The 15,794-nt window shown below is 39.6% G+C and carries 17 protein-coding genes; 5 read left to right on the top strand and 12 right to left on the bottom strand.

Features of this window, described 5'->3' with window-relative positions:
• Positions 1-193: 193 nt before the first annotated feature.
• The 9 genes from yidC to M2470_RS05275 all read right to left on the bottom strand — a co-directional run bounded on the left by yidC (position 194) and on the right by M2470_RS05275 (position 8,324).
• The gene (gene yidC / locus M2470_RS05315) at positions 194-2,101 is read right to left on the bottom strand and encodes a membrane protein insertase YidC (protein ID WP_280744003.1); all 1,908 of its coding nucleotides are present in this window, start codon (positions 2,099-2,101) and stop codon (positions 194-196) included.
• A gap of 10 nt (positions 2,102-2,111) precedes the next feature.
• Complete coding sequence (locus M2470_RS05310; protein WP_280744002.1) at positions 2,112-3,716, bottom strand: CTP synthase; 1,605 nt, start codon at positions 3,714-3,716, stop codon at positions 2,112-2,114.
• Positions 3,717-3,835: 119 nt separating this feature from the next.
• Positions 3,836-4,303 (bottom strand): hypothetical protein, encoded by a 468-nt coding sequence (locus M2470_RS05305; RefSeq protein ID WP_280746465.1) that lies wholly within the window; start codon positions 4,301-4,303, stop codon positions 3,836-3,838.
• Between the two features lie 59 nt (positions 4,304-4,362).
• Entirely contained in the window at positions 4,363-4,764 is a 402-nt protein-coding gene (locus tag M2470_RS05300; protein ID WP_280744000.1) for a D-Ala-D-Ala carboxypeptidase family metallohydrolase, read from the bottom strand.
• Complete coding sequence (locus M2470_RS05295; protein ID WP_280743999.1) at positions 4,761-4,988, bottom strand: hypothetical protein; 228 nt, start codon at positions 4,986-4,988, stop codon at positions 4,761-4,763. Before M2470_RS05295 ends, M2470_RS05300 begins: the two co-directional genes overlap by 4 nt.
• On the bottom strand, positions 4,948-5,376 hold the full coding sequence (locus tag M2470_RS05290) for an HU family DNA-binding protein (protein WP_280743998.1): 429 nt from the start codon (positions 5,374-5,376) through the stop codon (positions 4,948-4,950). The genes M2470_RS05295 and M2470_RS05290 overlap by 41 nt, the downstream gene beginning before the upstream one ends.
• Positions 5,377-5,548: 172 nt before the next feature.
• Complete coding sequence (locus tag M2470_RS05285; protein ID WP_280743997.1) at positions 5,549-5,833, bottom strand: hypothetical protein; 285 nt, start codon at positions 5,831-5,833, stop codon at positions 5,549-5,551.
• A 420-nt stretch (positions 5,834-6,253) separates the two neighbouring features.
• Positions 6,254-7,330, bottom strand: coding sequence for a carboxypeptidase-like regulatory domain-containing protein (locus M2470_RS05280; RefSeq protein ID WP_280743996.1), 1,077 nt, complete (start codon positions 7,328-7,330; stop codon positions 6,254-6,256).
• A gap of 379 nt (positions 7,331-7,709) precedes the next feature.
• Positions 7,710-8,324: a hypothetical protein gene (locus M2470_RS05275; protein ID WP_280743995.1), complete on the bottom strand. Its 615-nt coding sequence runs from the start codon at positions 8,322-8,324 to the stop codon at positions 7,710-7,712.
• A 209-nt stretch (positions 8,325-8,533) separates the two neighbouring features.
• Here M2470_RS05275 and M2470_RS05270 point away from each other — a divergent pair, with 209 nt between their 5' ends.
• Both M2470_RS05270 and tnpA read left to right on the top strand, forming a co-directional pair.
• Positions 8,534-8,659 carry a hypothetical protein gene (locus M2470_RS05270; RefSeq protein ID WP_280743994.1) on the top strand — a complete coding sequence of 42 codons (126 nt, stop codon included), beginning with the start codon at positions 8,534-8,536 and terminating at the stop codon, positions 8,657-8,659.
• Between the two features lie 54 nt (positions 8,660-8,713).
• Positions 8,714-9,178 carry an IS200/IS605 family transposase gene (tnpA, locus tag M2470_RS05265; protein ID WP_280743993.1) on the top strand — a complete coding sequence of 155 codons (465 nt, stop codon included), beginning with the start codon at positions 8,714-8,716 and terminating at the stop codon, positions 9,176-9,178.
• Positions 9,179-9,281: 103 nt separating this feature from the next.
• Here tnpA and M2470_RS05260 read toward each other — a convergent pair whose 3' ends face one another.
• Both M2470_RS05260 and M2470_RS05255 read right to left on the bottom strand, forming a co-directional pair.
• Entirely contained in the window at positions 9,282-9,719 is a 438-nt protein-coding gene (locus M2470_RS05260; protein ID WP_280743992.1) for a hypothetical protein, read from the bottom strand.
• Between the two features lie 216 nt (positions 9,720-9,935).
• Positions 9,936-11,522, bottom strand: a complete 1,587-nt coding sequence (locus tag M2470_RS05255; protein ID WP_280744191.1) for a tetratricopeptide repeat protein — start codon at positions 11,520-11,522, stop codon at positions 9,936-9,938.
• A 253-nt stretch (positions 11,523-11,775) separates the two neighbouring features.
• Between M2470_RS05255 and M2470_RS05250 the strand changes: the two genes are divergently transcribed.
• The 3 genes from M2470_RS05250 (at position 11,776) to M2470_RS05240 (ending at position 14,359) form a co-directional block, all read left to right on the top strand.
• Positions 11,776-12,900 (top strand): DNA polymerase III subunit delta, encoded by a 1,125-nt coding sequence (locus M2470_RS05250; protein ID WP_280743991.1) that lies wholly within the window; start codon positions 11,776-11,778, stop codon positions 12,898-12,900.
• Between the two features lie 3 nt (positions 12,901-12,903).
• A complete protein-coding gene (locus M2470_RS05245; RefSeq protein ID WP_280743990.1) occupies positions 12,904-13,305 on the top strand; it encodes a Dabb family protein in 402 nt (133 codons plus the stop codon).
• Positions 13,306-13,366: 61 nt separating this feature from the next.
• On the top strand, positions 13,367-14,359 hold the full coding sequence (locus tag M2470_RS05240; protein WP_280743989.1) for a DUF2268 domain-containing putative Zn-dependent protease: 993 nt from the start codon (positions 13,367-13,369) through the stop codon (positions 14,357-14,359).
• A gap of 112 nt (positions 14,360-14,471) precedes the next feature.
• Here M2470_RS05240 and M2470_RS05235 read toward each other — a convergent pair whose 3' ends face one another.
• Positions 14,472-15,785, bottom strand: a complete 1,314-nt coding sequence (locus M2470_RS05235; RefSeq protein WP_280743988.1) for a glycoside hydrolase family 57 protein — start codon at positions 15,783-15,785, stop codon at positions 14,472-14,474.
• Between the last annotated feature and the right edge of the window lie 9 nt (positions 15,786-15,794).

The following is a 15,794-nucleotide window of genomic DNA, read 5'->3' as shown; positions in this document are numbered from 1 at the left end:
GGGTCTGTTTTGTTTCTAAACCCAAAAAAAGTATTTTTAACTTTCAAAATTGTATCATATGTTAAAGAAAAGAAGGCAACATTTTATACCCTTTTAGAGAAAAGTAAGTCATAATTCATTTATAACTAACAAAATAAAAAGAGGCATACCATTTTCGGGCATGCCTCTTTGTTAAATCTTTATTACAGCTTTTTTATTTCTTTTTCCGTTGCTGCTGTTGTTGCTTTTTCAAGACTTCCTGTTGTTGCTTTTGAGCCTCTTCCAAGCGTTTCATAAAGCCTGATTTCTTCTTAGGTTTCTTTTTATTTTCTTCCAGCTTGGCCAGTAGCTTTTCTTCGTTGATAAGAAAGCGGAAAGAAAGAGTTTGACCAATCGTTATCAAGGTAGATACCAGGAAGTAATAGCTCAAAGCTGCCGGACTCTGGTTAAAGAACACTAGGAACATCAGAGGCATCATATACATCATCATCTTCATACCCGGCATCTGCTGTTGTCCGGTATTGGTCATTTCCATGTTGAACTTGGTATATACTACGTTTACAAGTGTCATCAACAAACAGAATAGACTGATATGGTTGCCAAAATAAGTTGAAATAATCGGGATATAGGTATTCCAACTGAATACAGCATCATACGTAGATAAGTCCTTTGCCCATAGGAAGCTCTCCTGTCTGAGTTCGATAGCCGACGGGAAGAAGTTATACAAGGCTACCAGAATCGGGAACTGAAGCAGCATAGGCAAACACCCGCTCATCGGGCTGGCTCCGGCTTTGCTGTACAGGTCCATCGTTGCTTTCTGACGCTCCATTGCCTTTTCCTGTCCGGGATACTTCGCATTGATTGCTTCCACCTGCGGACGCAATACACGCATCTTGGCTGATGACATATAAGACTTATAGGTAAGCGGGAATAGTACCAGTTTCACGATCAATGTCAGCAAGAAAATAAGTAAACCGTAATTTGAGAAGAACTTGCCTAAGAAGTCAAAGATTGGGATGATAAAATACTTATTTAAAAAGCGGAATACGCTACCACCCATCGGCACCAGTCTTTCCAGATCCAGCTCTTCTCCGGAAGCTACTCCCTTGTCATACGATTTCAACATGGCATAATGCGTAGGGCCCAGGTAATAAGTAAGCTCTGTAGGCTCTTTTCCTTGCAAATCAAAGGGTATAGCCGTAAGGGTTTTGAAATGTTTCAGATAGTTGGTGGTGGTTGTAAACAGTTTGGAGTCAAGTGTTGTAGCCTCAAAACCATCTTTGGATATCAATACCGAAGCAAAGAACTTGTCTTTGTAGGCCACCCATTTCAGGCGGTTCGATACCTTCTCGCTCTGATCCTTTACTTCACTCAGCTTCTCTACATCATTCGTCATAAATCTGTAGTATAAAGCCGTATGCTGGTCTTCGTATTTACGTCCTTTTTCCTGTTGGCGGATATCCTGTTCCCAAAGCATATCAAGTGTATTGGTACTGGGCGACAGGAGGCCATTTAAGCCATGTCCCTGAATGGTATAATCGAGCATGTAATCATCCGGACGCAAGGTGTAGATAAAGTCCAGATAAGCGCCTCCTTCTACATTCAGGCGCATCGTAACGCTATTCGGCGTATTGCCCTTTATGGGGGTAAAATACAGTTCTGACGTATTGATAACCCGGTTAGTAGCTGTTACCAGAGTAAAATCAAGCCTGGATTCTTTTCCCTGAAATAAAACAAGAGGTAAGGAATCGTGGGTAACATACTCTTTCAGTCTGGCATATTCCAGGCGTCCACCTTTGGAAGACAGGCGGATTTCCAATTTCTCATTTTCCAGTTGGATGGATTCTTCTGTCCCGTTTATAGCAGCGGCAAAGGCACCGAATGTATTTTGAAGCTGAACCTCCTTCAGTGAGTCCGGCAGCGTTTCCAATGACTGTTCTTCCTGCATTTTCCGGCTTTCCAGCACTTGTTGTTCCATTCTTTGCGCACTCTCAATCAGGGCTATTGAGTCCCGATAACGTTGTTGTGCTTCCAGCTGCTCGGGCGAGGGCCGGTTCAGCCAGGTAAACAGAAACAACACTACTCCTATCAACACGAATCCGATTACTGTATTCTTATCCATCTATTCAAAGTTATTTATTATCAATCGCAGCTTTTACAAAGCTAACAAAAAGCGGGTTAGGATTTAAAACGGTACTATTGTATTCCGGATGGTATTGTACGCCTACAAACCACTTCAGGTCCGGCAATTCCATTACTTCCACTAAATCTGTTTCCGGGTTTATTCCCGTAGCTTTCATACCGGCTTTATCAAACTGGTCCCGGTATTCATTGTTAAATTCAAAGCGATGGCGATGACGTTCTTGTATATGTTCTTTCTTATAAGCCTGATACGCCTTTGAGCCTTTTTTCAATACACATTCGTAGGCACCAAGACGCATGGTTCCACCCATATTGGTAATATTCTTCTGTTCTTCCATCAGGTCAATTACCTTATAAGGTGTACTGCGCGACATTTCGGTAGAGTTTGCATCTTCCAGTCCCAGCACATTGCGGGCAAATTCAATCACCATACACTGCATACCTAAGCAGATACCCAGGCAAGGCTTATTATTTTCGCGCGCATATTTGATAGCAGCAAACTTACCTTCAATCCCCCGGTTACCAAATCCCGGAGCAATCAAAAGGCCATCCATGTCAGCCAACTGCTCTGCTGCGTTGCTATCGTTTATCTTTTCAGAATGGAATAGATGCAAATCCAGGATACGGTCGTTGTATATCGCAGCCTGCAGCAAGGATTCGTCTATTGACTTATAGGCATCCTGCAACTCTACATATTTACCTACCAAACCGATCTTAACCGTCTCCTTGGCATCAGTTTTCCGCTTCAAAAAGTCTTTCCAGTCTTTCAGTTCCGGTTTAGGACCTACTTCCAGACCTACCTTTTTCAGCACAATTTCGTCCATATTCTGTTGTTGCAGAACCAGCGGAACCTCATAAATCGTAGGTACGTCTACCGACTGCATAACGGCATCTTCCGCCACATTACAGAAAAGGGCTACCTTGCGGATAATATCATGGCTCAGCAGCTTTTCAGTACGCAATACCAGGATATCCGGCTGCACACCTTGCTCTTGCAACTGCTTCACCGAGTGCTGGGTAGGCTTTGTTTTATATTCCTTAGCCGCAGCGATATAAGGTACATAGGTAAGATGCACACACAGGCAGTTTTTACCCAGTTCCCACTTCAGCTGGCGCACGCTCTCTATATAAGGCAGAGACTCAATATCGCCTACCGTACCGCCTATTTCAGTTATTACAAAATCGAACTTGTTTTTAGTGCCTAGCAACTTCACATTCCGCTTGATTTCGTCGGTAATGTGGGGTATCACCTGTACCGTTTTCCCTAAATAATCACCCTTCCGCTCTTTATCAATTACGTTTTGATAAATACGTCCGGTAGTAATATTGTTGGCGCGTGTAGTTGGCACATTCAGAAAACGTTCATAGTGCCCCAGGTCAAGGTCGGCTTCATGTCCATCCACTGTTACATAGCACTCTCCATGTTCATATGGATTCAATGTACCGGGATCGACATTAATATAAGGATCAAATTTCTGGATAGTTACTTTATAGCCTCTGGCTTGAAGAAGTTTGCCTAACGAAGCCGAAGCAATACCCTTTCCCAAGGAAGAAACAACACCTCCTGTAACGAAAATATACTTTGTATCTGCCACTGTTGTAAGTATTTAATAGCCGGTAATATACCGCTTGATTTTTACGAAAATGCAAAGTTAGTTATTTTAAATGAAGAATAAAGAATGTAGAATGAAGAATATTTCGCATATAGTATTCTTCATTTGGAATTCATTCTCCTTCTTAGAACAAAGAAGACACCTACCACTAAAAGGATGGCGAACGGATAATAGCTGTTCCTCTTCTTCTTTGCCTTTTCAGAAAGCCTGGTGGTTGCTTGTCGCAACACCTCTTTCTCTGCCCCGGTACGAATGGCTACCTGTTCCATTTCTTCCGCCTTTTCCTCTATAACAATGTGACTGACCGATTGCACAAACTGTCGCTCCGAACTGTCGGGAGGCATAAATTCCACATGTTCAATCTTCACCTGCTTATTTTTCAGTTGCTTGATCAGCCGCTGCATATGCACACTGTCTTTCCGTACCCATTCTCCCATCTCTACAGCCTGATAATGCCTCTGGCTTTGCCGCCCAACATCACACCCCAGCAAGAGAATGAAGAACAAGAAAATGATGAATGTAGAATAAAGTATGAGGGATACGCCTCTTCTTTTCCTATTATCTTTCATTATAATCAAATTATTCTTCATTCTACATTCATCATTATTTATTAAAAAAGCATCATTCTTCATTTAAATAAGATTTGATACCGATTATTATACGGATGCAATGAGAGGTGCAAAAAGTTCTGCTTTTTATAGAGGATAGCCTGGTCAAAAGGTAGTTTGTGTACCAACAGCACACCAAGCAATACGGAAGCACTTCCTTTTATCACACAATCGGCCGCCTGTCCTTTCACATGCTGGCTCGACGGCACGCCCCCTACCCGTTTATTCAGTTGCGCACAACGATAACCACTTGTTATCCGAATAGGCTTACCATACGCCAAGCGCAATGGCTGTAGTAGCCGCTTTACCAATTCTTCAATAGCTATCCGTTCTTCTTTTCCGGGTTGATTTATAATGTTATGCATTCCTGCCGTATGACTATACAGCATCTCTTCCCATGTAAAATCCTTTGTTATGTTCATATATTTGATTTTTTAATTTTATAAGAATAATCCACTCCAAACAAAGCGCCTGCAAAGGTGCTGATCTCGCCGAAGGCAACTAATACACTGCTATCTATCACTCCTTCCGGTTCTACCCAAAAGCTGCTGAACAGGAGGACAATCCCGCTCAAAGTGAGCAGGATTGCCGTCAGTAGCTGTACGTTAATCAAGGTGCGTTCTGTTACACTCCTTTTCTTTTTCATAAGGCTTCTCTTGTTCATAGTCCATTGTATCTCTGGTTTGGCGAAGGCTTGCTCCCGGAAAGAATACAATTTTGGCTTTCCTGATATTGGAAGCAGTAAATGCCTCTTCCTTATCTGTCCCTTCGGAACTAAGCGACAAGCGGAAATTTCCAAACTCTCCCAATTGCACAATGTTTCCCGATTGAAGTTCCACATCCATCACCCAGTTCAACGAATCCAGTATAGCCTTCACATCAGCACTCGACATAGCCGACCGGGCCGATATCAGTTTACACAACTTTTTCAAATCGCAATAACCATTTGCTTTGGCACTTGCATACGTTTTCGTTTTTCCGGCGTCTACGCCACTCAGCACTTTGCGCTGCACTTTTCTAAATTTTAAAGACATAATAAATAAGTTTAAATTATGTGCCTCACTATTGAAACACAGTGCAAAAGTACCCCGCCCCAAAAACGCAAAATCCGCCAAATATGTAGGAAGAATTAACGATTATTGGTTAATGATTAACAATTAATCGTTTGATAATCAAACACTAGCCATTAAGCATTAAACGTTACTTTTAAAAGTAGATCTTTACATATTCGGCGAACTCAAAAAATGTTTCGGGGGTAAACTGATAATTTCGGATATAGCTTTCCAGAGAGCTGATTTTCAGATTACTATTAAAGGTAAGTTTGGCAAAAAAAGAAATTAGCTCAAATGAAAAATTAACATTTTCCTTATCTGCTGTCAGCATATGGAAGAGCTGCACTACTGGTTTAAACCTCTTTACTTCACATTGCAAATTCGGAAAACCCGACGTTTTCATCAGGTAATCACTAAAGCGTTGCAAGTCATGTTTCATTAAATTTTTCAGAAAGATTTGGTACCACACTGTCATCTTATCAAACCTATTCAGGAACAGAAAACAAGCATATTGGTAATACTTCTCCCTGGTTTCAGGCGGTAAAGGTTCCAGTAATTCACTAAATAATTTAACAGAAGGGCGCCGTTTTTCAAACAGCGCCAAAAACGATTCTTCAGTTATAGGCATGGAAATATTAAAAAAATGACTAAATAAAAATAAATGCGTTCTTAAGTTTTGGCAAAGAAAAGAAAAATAAATAGCTAATTATGTAATAATAGGTAACAACTATGTAACAATGTGGTACTCAAGTTATACCCAAAGCAAAAACAAGTATTGATATAACTGGAGAATGGAGCTGATGTGGTAGAAAATCCAGGAACAAAAGCCAACCGGAACGGTTGAGCCGCAATTTTTGAGTTAGTTGCTTTTATCTAAGCACATTTTTATTACGTTCTTTGTGCTTCCATTGATCTTTTTCAGTTTACTAGTATCTTGTGTATAATTAGTACCGATCGATGTGGAATTAGAGTAAAATATAAGATTTTCTTCCTTTTTGTTTTTATGAATAACAGAGATTTCTACTATTTGAGAGCAGTTTGATAGATAATAATTTTGCTTATCTCTAACAAACTGAATGTTAGTTTCCATTTTGTTGATTTTATATTTAAATCCTCTTGAATGTTTATAGTTGTTTTCAATATCTCTATAGTTTGCATCAAAATGTAAAGACACAAAACTTGTGTCATCCTTATTTATGTATAATTTATAGTTTACACTTTCTTTTATTTTATCATCTTTTGGTATAGCTGATAGCATAATTAAATTATCAGGGGATTCAGCTTCTATAACTTTAAAGTTATTCTTTATATAATAATCATCAAGTCTAGTTAAATGATAACCCAAGTCAAATATATTATTCCTTAATACAACAGATGTATTTTCCTCAGAAAGCTTATGAATAACCTCTATATCAATCAATTTCAGCACATAGGGTATATTCTTCCTTTTAGGATCATTCTTATCCAAATAGCTTATATATTTTATGAAGAACTCCTGTTCTTCTTGAGAATGTGTTTCAATTTGTTTTATATGTAATAAATACTCAATATTGGTTTTGGTTAATAACTTTACTTTTATATTATATATTGCTTGCGACAAGATTTTATTCGCATTAACAGGAGTTATTTCAACCGGACTTAACTCAATAGGTGCTGATTCCAGTATAATAATATTATTTTTCTGAATATTAGAAACAAGTATTGATTTACTTTTATATCCCATGCTCGTTACCTGTATTATACTCTTATGCTTAGAGGGAATGACAAATCTTCCTTCTTCGTCAGAAGTTGTGAACTCATGATATAGATCTCCATATTGAACAACCACACCATCAATCGGTTTTTGATCCTGATCTAAAACAATTCCAGTTATAGAAGCCTGAGATAGAATATTTAAGGAGACTAATAACAATGCAATTATATAGGATAATTTCATATTATTTTCTATTTTGGGCTAAAGATATTACTTATAACACTTGGTATATGTATTTGAGTTAGTTTTTATATCGATAATTAGCTACTCCTCCCATTGAAAAATGGAGTTGCTAACTAATAAAAACGACTGGGTACTAGGGTTAATATGCTGAAGGCTTCAGGAACAAAAAACCAACCGGAACGGTTGAAATCTCGGTAGCCCGTTGCTTTAGCTTCGGGATATGAATCAGCCACCCCTCCCATTATGCGTGCCGAAGGTACACTATCCGTTGCACTTTCATATCATATCACAAAAACCTGAAAAATGGGAGTGTATTTAAAATACAGTAGCCATTTGCGGAAATGCAATAGGGGAGATAGCGTACCTTTGTACTAATTATTCATAAATTATCTTTACCATCCAGAATAATGACTATTCTGTTATAGCCATCATCATTGGATGTTATGGGGTTAAAAACCTTATCTTCAAACTCTACGCGGATGCATTTAGCATATCCTACACCATCATGTATCTTTGGAATTTCCCAATAAGTAACAAATTCATGTTTCTCATAATCATCAAACACATAAGGGCATCTCAATTTGTAAGTAATCACTTTTTCATCGGAGCAATCCTCTATGTCAAAACCAAAACCATTTTCTAAAAAACTATATCCATCAAATCTATCCATACTTAATGAATGATTTTGGGGACGTTTGTCCTTCGATAAAATCACATCTCGACATGCTTTAGAAGCAACAATGTCCAGAATGTACAAATCACGTTTTACATAACCCGATTGAGTATATTCATCTGGAATATCTGTAGGATCACCCCATTCTTCCAATCCAATTCCTTTCACCAGATCATTACCGGAAGCATCCTGAAAACTCAAAGCTAAATAATAGGAAACAGCATCTGATTCTCGTTCTTGGTGGCCGAAAATGAAGTCACAAGAAGAAAAACCACTCATCATTAATAAGACCAATATAGCTAAAGATACAAACGTTTTCATGGTTTAGTAATATAAATTATCAGAGTTTACATCATGGTTAAATAACCAGCTATTATTTGTTCTACCTCTCCCCAATTCATAAGTAATTATTTTTTTATACAAATAACGAAAATAATCGGATTAACTATTATAATAGTCGGTAACAAGTTTGTAACAACACATTAACATAACACCATCCAACTAATCTTCCCTGGCAACGAATTGATATATTGGAGGTTCCAGGAACAAAAAAACCAACCGGAACGGTTGAAATCTCGGTAGCCCGTTGCTTTAGCTTCGGGGTACGAATCAGCCGCCCCTCCATTATGCGTGCCGAAGGTACGCCATCTATTTAATTGTCATATCACAGAAAACCACTACTTTTGCCAAAAACACAAAACACTTTAACTATGGCAGGTACATACTCTCAGTTACATGTACAACTTGTTTTTGCTGTCAAAGCTCAGCAGTCTTCTTTGATCAGAAGAGAATGGAAAGATGAAGTAGAGAAATATATATGCGGAATAGTCTCTAATCATAACTGCAAAGCGCTAGCTATTTATTGTAATCCTGATCATACACATATATTGATTGGAATACGTCCAACAACACAAATCTGTAATTTAGTCAGGGAAATAAAAAGTGCATCATCCAGATTTATTCATGAACGCTTCGACAAAAACAAACAATTCCAATGGCAAGGCGGATATGGAGTATTTAGCTACTCGTACTCACAGATTGATCAAGTCTGCCGTTATATACTAAACCAGAAAGAACATCATCGTAAAAGAACATTTAGAGAAGAATATCTGGATATGCTAAATAAAATGAGAGTAGCTTTCGAGCTACAGTATCTATTTGATGAAATGCAATAGATGAGATAGCGTACCTTCGGCACGCACAATAGGGAATTGGCGGTTCCATACCCCGAAGCTAAAGCAACGGGCTAACAAGATCAGCAACCGTTCCGGTTGAATCTCAAAATTTTTCGAGATTATATTTAACTACCGCCTCGTAATCGGCATTGGTAAAGGTATATGTCCATCGATCTCCATAACATTCGGAGCAACCCTCCGGTGATTTCACCTCTTCGATTTCATAATTCTTATTGTATGCCAGATTATAGCCTGCCTCATAATCCACAGGATATGGGATAATGTGCCCGTCGTATTGTACAGTAAATTCAACACCAGAATTTTCATCAAACATAACAGACACTTTTTCCGCACAGAATCCAGAAGATCCCCCCATTCCAACAACCATAATTTCATGGCTTTCGCCGGGTATTAACTCCGTTTCAAATCCATCTTCATGAGAGTATCCCGGACAGTATATTACCGATAATTTGACTTTGAAATCGCTGCTGTTTACCCAAGTAACATAAGTATATGCGTTATAATCAACAATGACATTCATATTATTGTTGTTACACCCAATCAAACAAGATCCGATGAATAAATACAGTAAAAAAATAGTTGTTCTCATATCCGTTCTGCTTTAATTAATAGAAAACCAATGATCCTCTTTTAGTTTGCATAAAGAAAGGTAAAATAATAAGATTAAATGTAACAAGCAGTAACAACAATGTAACAAGATAGAAACAAACACTCTTAAATCCTTACATGTAGCTAATTAAAGTTCATGGATTAATTTGTCAAAATCATTGGCGCTTCCTTCTTTTCCGGATATTTTCTCGTATAATCGTCTTCGCATTAATGAAATTCCTTGACTACTTTTATATAGTAGATGTGCAATTTGCTTTACGGATATATCCACTTTAATTAAATAACATAGTTTGATTTCTTCTTCTTTGATAGTGGGCCGTAGAATTTTTAGCTGAGAATTAAATTTCGGTAGTATGGTATCAATTTCAGATTTGAAATTATTCCAGTCTGTGTCACTTATTTTCACCTCTTCACTTGTAAACTTTTGGTAAAGCGGACTTGTCATAAACACTTTAAGTAAATCATCTTTTTGCAAAGATTCTTCTTCTTTTCCATTTCTTCTTACTTCCTCTATTCGTATTCTTTTTTCTTTCCGTTCATTTTCTTTTCTTTTGCTTTTTAAGTAATAAAGAAAGAAAAGAATAAACAATACAAAGCAACAGATTGATATAAAGGCTAATTGGTAGATATGGATAATTCTTTTGTCCGCTTTCTGCTGGTAATGTATCTTTTCTTTTTCTATCTGCCGGTAGTTGTACAGGCTTTGAATGCGTTGTAGGTTTTCACTTTGCTCCAAATATCTGATTGAGTCGGTTACTTGTTGGTATCGTTCTCGATACATAAGGCTAGTTGAGTAATTCCCCTGATCTTTTTCTAAATAGCTTAAACAGAGATGGCTGTTTGCTTTTGTGTGGAGATTCCGGGATTGCAGGGCTAGTGATGAATAATAAAAAGCCGAATCCTTTTGTCCGGTTTTCCTATAAAAATCACCCAAATTCTGGTAGATTGAAAAAGTATCATTATCTTTAGTAAGCGATGAAAGAGCTGATTGTATATATTCTAATGCCTTAGAGTATTCTTTTGAACGTTTGTAAATTCCGCCTAATTCATTATAGATGGAAGAAGTATTTTCTTCTGAAAGAAAGCGTATTGCTTGTGAATAATAATGTATTGCACTGTCTGGTTGATTTTGTTTTGCATAGATTCGACCTATGTTTCGTAAAGAAAGTCCAATATTGACGGTATCGTTTAAAATGGAAAAATGCTCTATAGCTTTTTTTTGAAATTCTATAGCAGAATCGAATATGTGTTGATAAATATATAACAAACCCAAATTACTGTATATGCGCCCCAATATAGCATGATCACCTGACTCTTTGCCTGCTTCCAGAGCTTTCAGGTAGCAATCTTGTGCCCGGGGTGAGTCGCCCAGTTCGTGATATACTGCTGCATTGTAGTACCAGGCCTTCATGAGCTGCTCTTTATCTTTTGTCTTTTCGTAGTAGCTGACGGCGATGCGGATCAGTGAATCTGTGGTATGGGGGATGTAGTTTTTATCCTGTGCCTGGGTGAATAACAAGCACCATAGGGCATATTGCCCGGCAGACTGTTTTTCGGGAAAGGGTATCTGCTGTAAAATACTCAGAGAACTATCCGGCGCTTGTTCCATCAGCCTTTCGGCAGCTTGTAATTGTGCAGACACGGTTTTGTCTTCTCCACAGGACGAAAGGGTGACAATAAGAAATAATATTGATATGCAGCTAAATATCTTCATCACAAAAAGTATGCTCTTTAAGTTATAGCAAACTTAAGTAAAAGCAAGCACTGTACCTAACAAAAAGTAGGACATTAAGTGACATATTTTAAATCCCACAATTGTTGAACATGAGTTCTACAGTTGTTGAACACGTATTCAACAGTTGTTGAACATAAGTTCTACAATTGTGGGATTTAAATGATGTAGAAGAAACATCTTGCGTAATCCGGAGAATTGTTCTACTTTTGATTCTTCATTTTTTCGAAAAAGAATGTACTTCAAAGATATTATAGGACAACAGGATATCAAACGCAGGCTCATTGAGTCGGCGCAGAAGAAGGTTGTACCTCATGCTCAACTATTTTGCGAACAGGGAGGCGCCGGAGCCTATCCGCTGGCATTGGCATACGGGCGTTACCTGAATTGCTCTCATCCTTCAGATACAGATGCTTGCGGAGAGTGTCCATCGTGTATAAAATTCGACGCATTGGCGCATCCCGACCTGCATTTCGTATTCCCCATTATAAGCCGGAAGGAAAAAAAGAAAGAGGTATGCGACGACTACCTGCCCGAATGGAGGGATTTTCTGAAAGGACGTCCCTATTTCAGCCTCGACAACTGGCTGGAGGTAATGGATGCCGGAAATTCGCAGGCTACCATCTATGCCAAAGAAAGTGAGGAGATTATACGAAAGTTGAATCTCAAAATATACGAGGCGGCCTATCGCATACTGCTGGTTTGGCTACCCGAAAAGATGCATCCCAGCTGTGCCAATAAGTTATTGAAAATCATAGAAGAACCACCTACCAACACCATTATACTGATGGTGTCGGAAGAGCCGGATATGGTACTGGGAACCATCCTCTCGCGCGCCCAACGGGTGAATGTACGGGGTATTTCGCGGGAAGAGATGACGGAGGCGCTCGTAAACCGGGAGATGCTGGAGCCAGAACAGGCCAAAGAAGTGGCCCATCTTTCGGAAGGAAGCTACCTGAAAGCCCTTGAACTGATCAATGTAAACGAAGAAAATGCGTATTACCTTGAGCGGTTCAAAGATATGATGCGAAATTCCTGGGCCCGCAATGTAAAAGGCATGAAGGTATTGGCGGATACTCTGGCAGGTATCGGACGCGAACGACAGAAGAGCTTCCTAAGCTACTGCCAGCACCTGATACGTGAGAACTTCATGTACCGCTTCCAGACAAACGATCTGAATTATATGAACCGCCAGGAGGCCGATTTTGCCGTCAAATTCTCCCCCTTTGTCAACGAACGCAACGTATTCGACCTGATGGACGAACTGGCTAAGGCAGAGCGGCACATTGCCCAGAATGTAAATGCAAAAATGGTATTTTTCGACCTCTCCCTGCGCATCACAGTATTTATAAGACGATAATTTATGGAAAGAAGAAAGTTTATTTTCAAAGCAGGAGCCGCTGCAGCTGTTGCTACTACGGCAGGGATCAGTACGGCTTGCTCGCCCTCGACAGGCTTAAAAGCCGGAGAGGTGCTGCACACTGTTATATTCGACTTGAAACACCCGATAGGTTCTGCCGAGGCTAAGAAGTTCCTGACAGACGGGTACAACATCCTGACGAAAGTTCCGGGAGTATTGGATTTTCAGGTATTTCGCCAATGCAGCCCTAAAAATGATTATCAATACGGATTCTATATGCGGTTCAGAAACCAGGCAGACTTTGATGCATATACCGCTCATCCTGAACATACAAAGTTCGTTCAGGAACGTTGGGATACGGAAGTAAGCCGCTTTCAGGAATCAGATTTTCAGACAATCCTTTAAGTATAGCTACAATATAAGCATTAAAAAGCCGTTACTTTATATATTTATAAGGTACTGATCTATGCGCTCTATAATTTATCTCTTTATCGCTCTACTTTTTTCCTGCACAAGTTGTAAAAGCCAGGGAAACAACTCCTTTCAAGAGGCTGAACCGATTCATATCGAACGTTTCGACCAGGCGTTATTCCAGCTGATTGAATCAGATGATCCCAGCCTGCAAGCCCGCTTGCTGCGCGACTATCCGGATATGCTGGAAGTGATAGGGAAAGGGATACTGAACATGCAATCTACAGACATGCCGGGCTTCTTCGACCGGCTGGTAAACTACTATTCGGAGCCTACACTGAAAGATCTATACCACGATGCCATCTCCTTATACGACTCTATCGAAGACATCGAGCAACAACTGGGAAGCGGCTTTGCCTACCTAAAAGCCTCCTTTCCATCCATGCAGACCCCAAAGATATATATGCACGTATCCGGACTGAACCAGAACGTATTAGTGGCTGAAAACCTCTTGTCTATATCCATTGATAAGTATATGGGGAAAACCTATCCGCTTTACCTGGATTTCTTTTATAACTATCAGTTGGAAACCATGCAACGTAGCCACATCGCCCCCGACTACCTGTCCGGCTGGCTATTATCGGAGTATCCTTTTACAGGCAAAGAAAATGTACTGCTAGAACGAATGATATACGAAGGAAAAATTAAATACCTGGTCTCACAAGCCCTGCCGGAAATGGAGCATGCCGACCTGATGGGCTATACCGAAGCAGACATGGAGTGGTGCCGGGAGAACGAAAAAACAATCTGGAAAGCCATTATTGAACGGAAACACCTGTACACCCCCGACCATCTCACCACCGGGAAGTACTTTGAAAGGACACCCAGCCTCTTTCTCTCACCCGACGCCCCGGGCAATCTGGGAGTATGGATCGGTTGGCAAATCATCCAAAAATACGTAAAAGAAACAGCTGTCACCCCCGAAGAACTCATGCGTCAAACCGACGCCCAAAGCATCCTGACAGCCTCTAAATACAAACCCTTTTAAAAACGAAAACCGTCCTATTCTCACGAACAAGACGGATAACCTAATCTAACTTAATTCTAATACCATGAAAAACACTATATCATAATAACAGAGTTAAATTAAAAAGGTTCAATTATTTCCGCACCGTTTCTTTTTTAGGTGCTTTTTTCTTGTTTTTATATTTATCCAGTTCTTTTTCCAGCTCTTCTATTCTGGTATTCTGGTTATTTATCGTTGTAAGCAAAGCATTTAACTCTTCATCATCAATAGAACTTGGATATTGAGCTTCTACTCTGAAAATAAAGTCGGCCAAAACATTCATGTAATTATTGAAGGCTTCATACGGGTTATCGTAAGGACTAAAGCCTTTTTCCCCTGGATGTTTGGTGTTCATATAGTAAAAATGGTCACTGCTCTGCAGATAAAGCCAATCCTGCTGTATGCGGCGCTCTTCAATCAAATGTACCCGATTGCTTATTGCTTTTATCTTCTCAAAAGCCTCTTTCTGAAGGATATTACCCAACCAGGAGCTGCAGTCTTTCTCTTCGTCTACCCATGACATGGGGTAAGGAACAGATATCGAATCAATGGGTTTGAATATGCGGAATACTTCCGAGGGCAAAGAAAAGCTAATCCCCTTCTCAGCAGCAAAACGAGGTAAGGCCCTAAAGAAGTCAAAGATACCTGATTCTGCCGGATGGAAAGACCCCAGCACATCATAATTCATAAAGAGGTTGATGATCTGTTCTTCTTCCGGAGTAGAAGCAATCCACGACATGTATTTATCAGCCGTAAGCGGATATTCATTCCAACTATAATTATTGAAACGTACGGAGAGGTCTTCACTAAAACGGTCGTTTTTCAGCAACAGTTTCAGATCGGGGTTTATACTAGATGCGTATACGTAATTCGGACTTTTCCAGCCCAGTACATGCTTCGCTCCTTCCGTAAGCATCCCTTCAAAACCCATTTCGGATACCAGTTCGGAGATATCGTCTGAATAAATTAATTCCGTATTACGGAAAACCTTCGGTTTTACACCTAATAGCGAATATATTTTTTCCTGATGCTTCTGAACCTGGATCTTAAACTCATCTTCATTGCCCAGGGAAGCCAGCGAATGTGCGTAGGTTTCCGTAAGAAATTCCACATTCCCGGTTGCCGCCAATTCTTTCAGGCCGTCAAGCACCTCAGGCGTATAATACTCCATTTGTTCAAGAGCCGTACCGGAAATAGAGAAAGCCGCCTTGAATTTACCTCCGCTAGACTTTATCATTTCCAGCAGAAGACGGTTGGCCGGAATATAGCAGCGATCAGCGATCTGACGTATAATCGCCTCATTCTGGAAGTCATCATAATAATAGTGATCATTCCCTATATCGAAGAAACGATACCTTTTCAGGCGAAAAGGCTGGTGTATCTGAAAATAAAAGCAAATTGTTTTCATATTATATTG

Origin of the sequence: Parabacteroides sp. PH5-46, assembly GCF_029892785.1 — a bacterium.
Classification (GTDB): domain Bacteria; phylum Bacteroidota; class Bacteroidia; order Bacteroidales; family Tannerellaceae; genus DFXE01.
The sequence above is the reverse complement of the archived record's forward strand: the minus strand, read 5'-3'. Positions and strand labels throughout refer to the sequence as shown.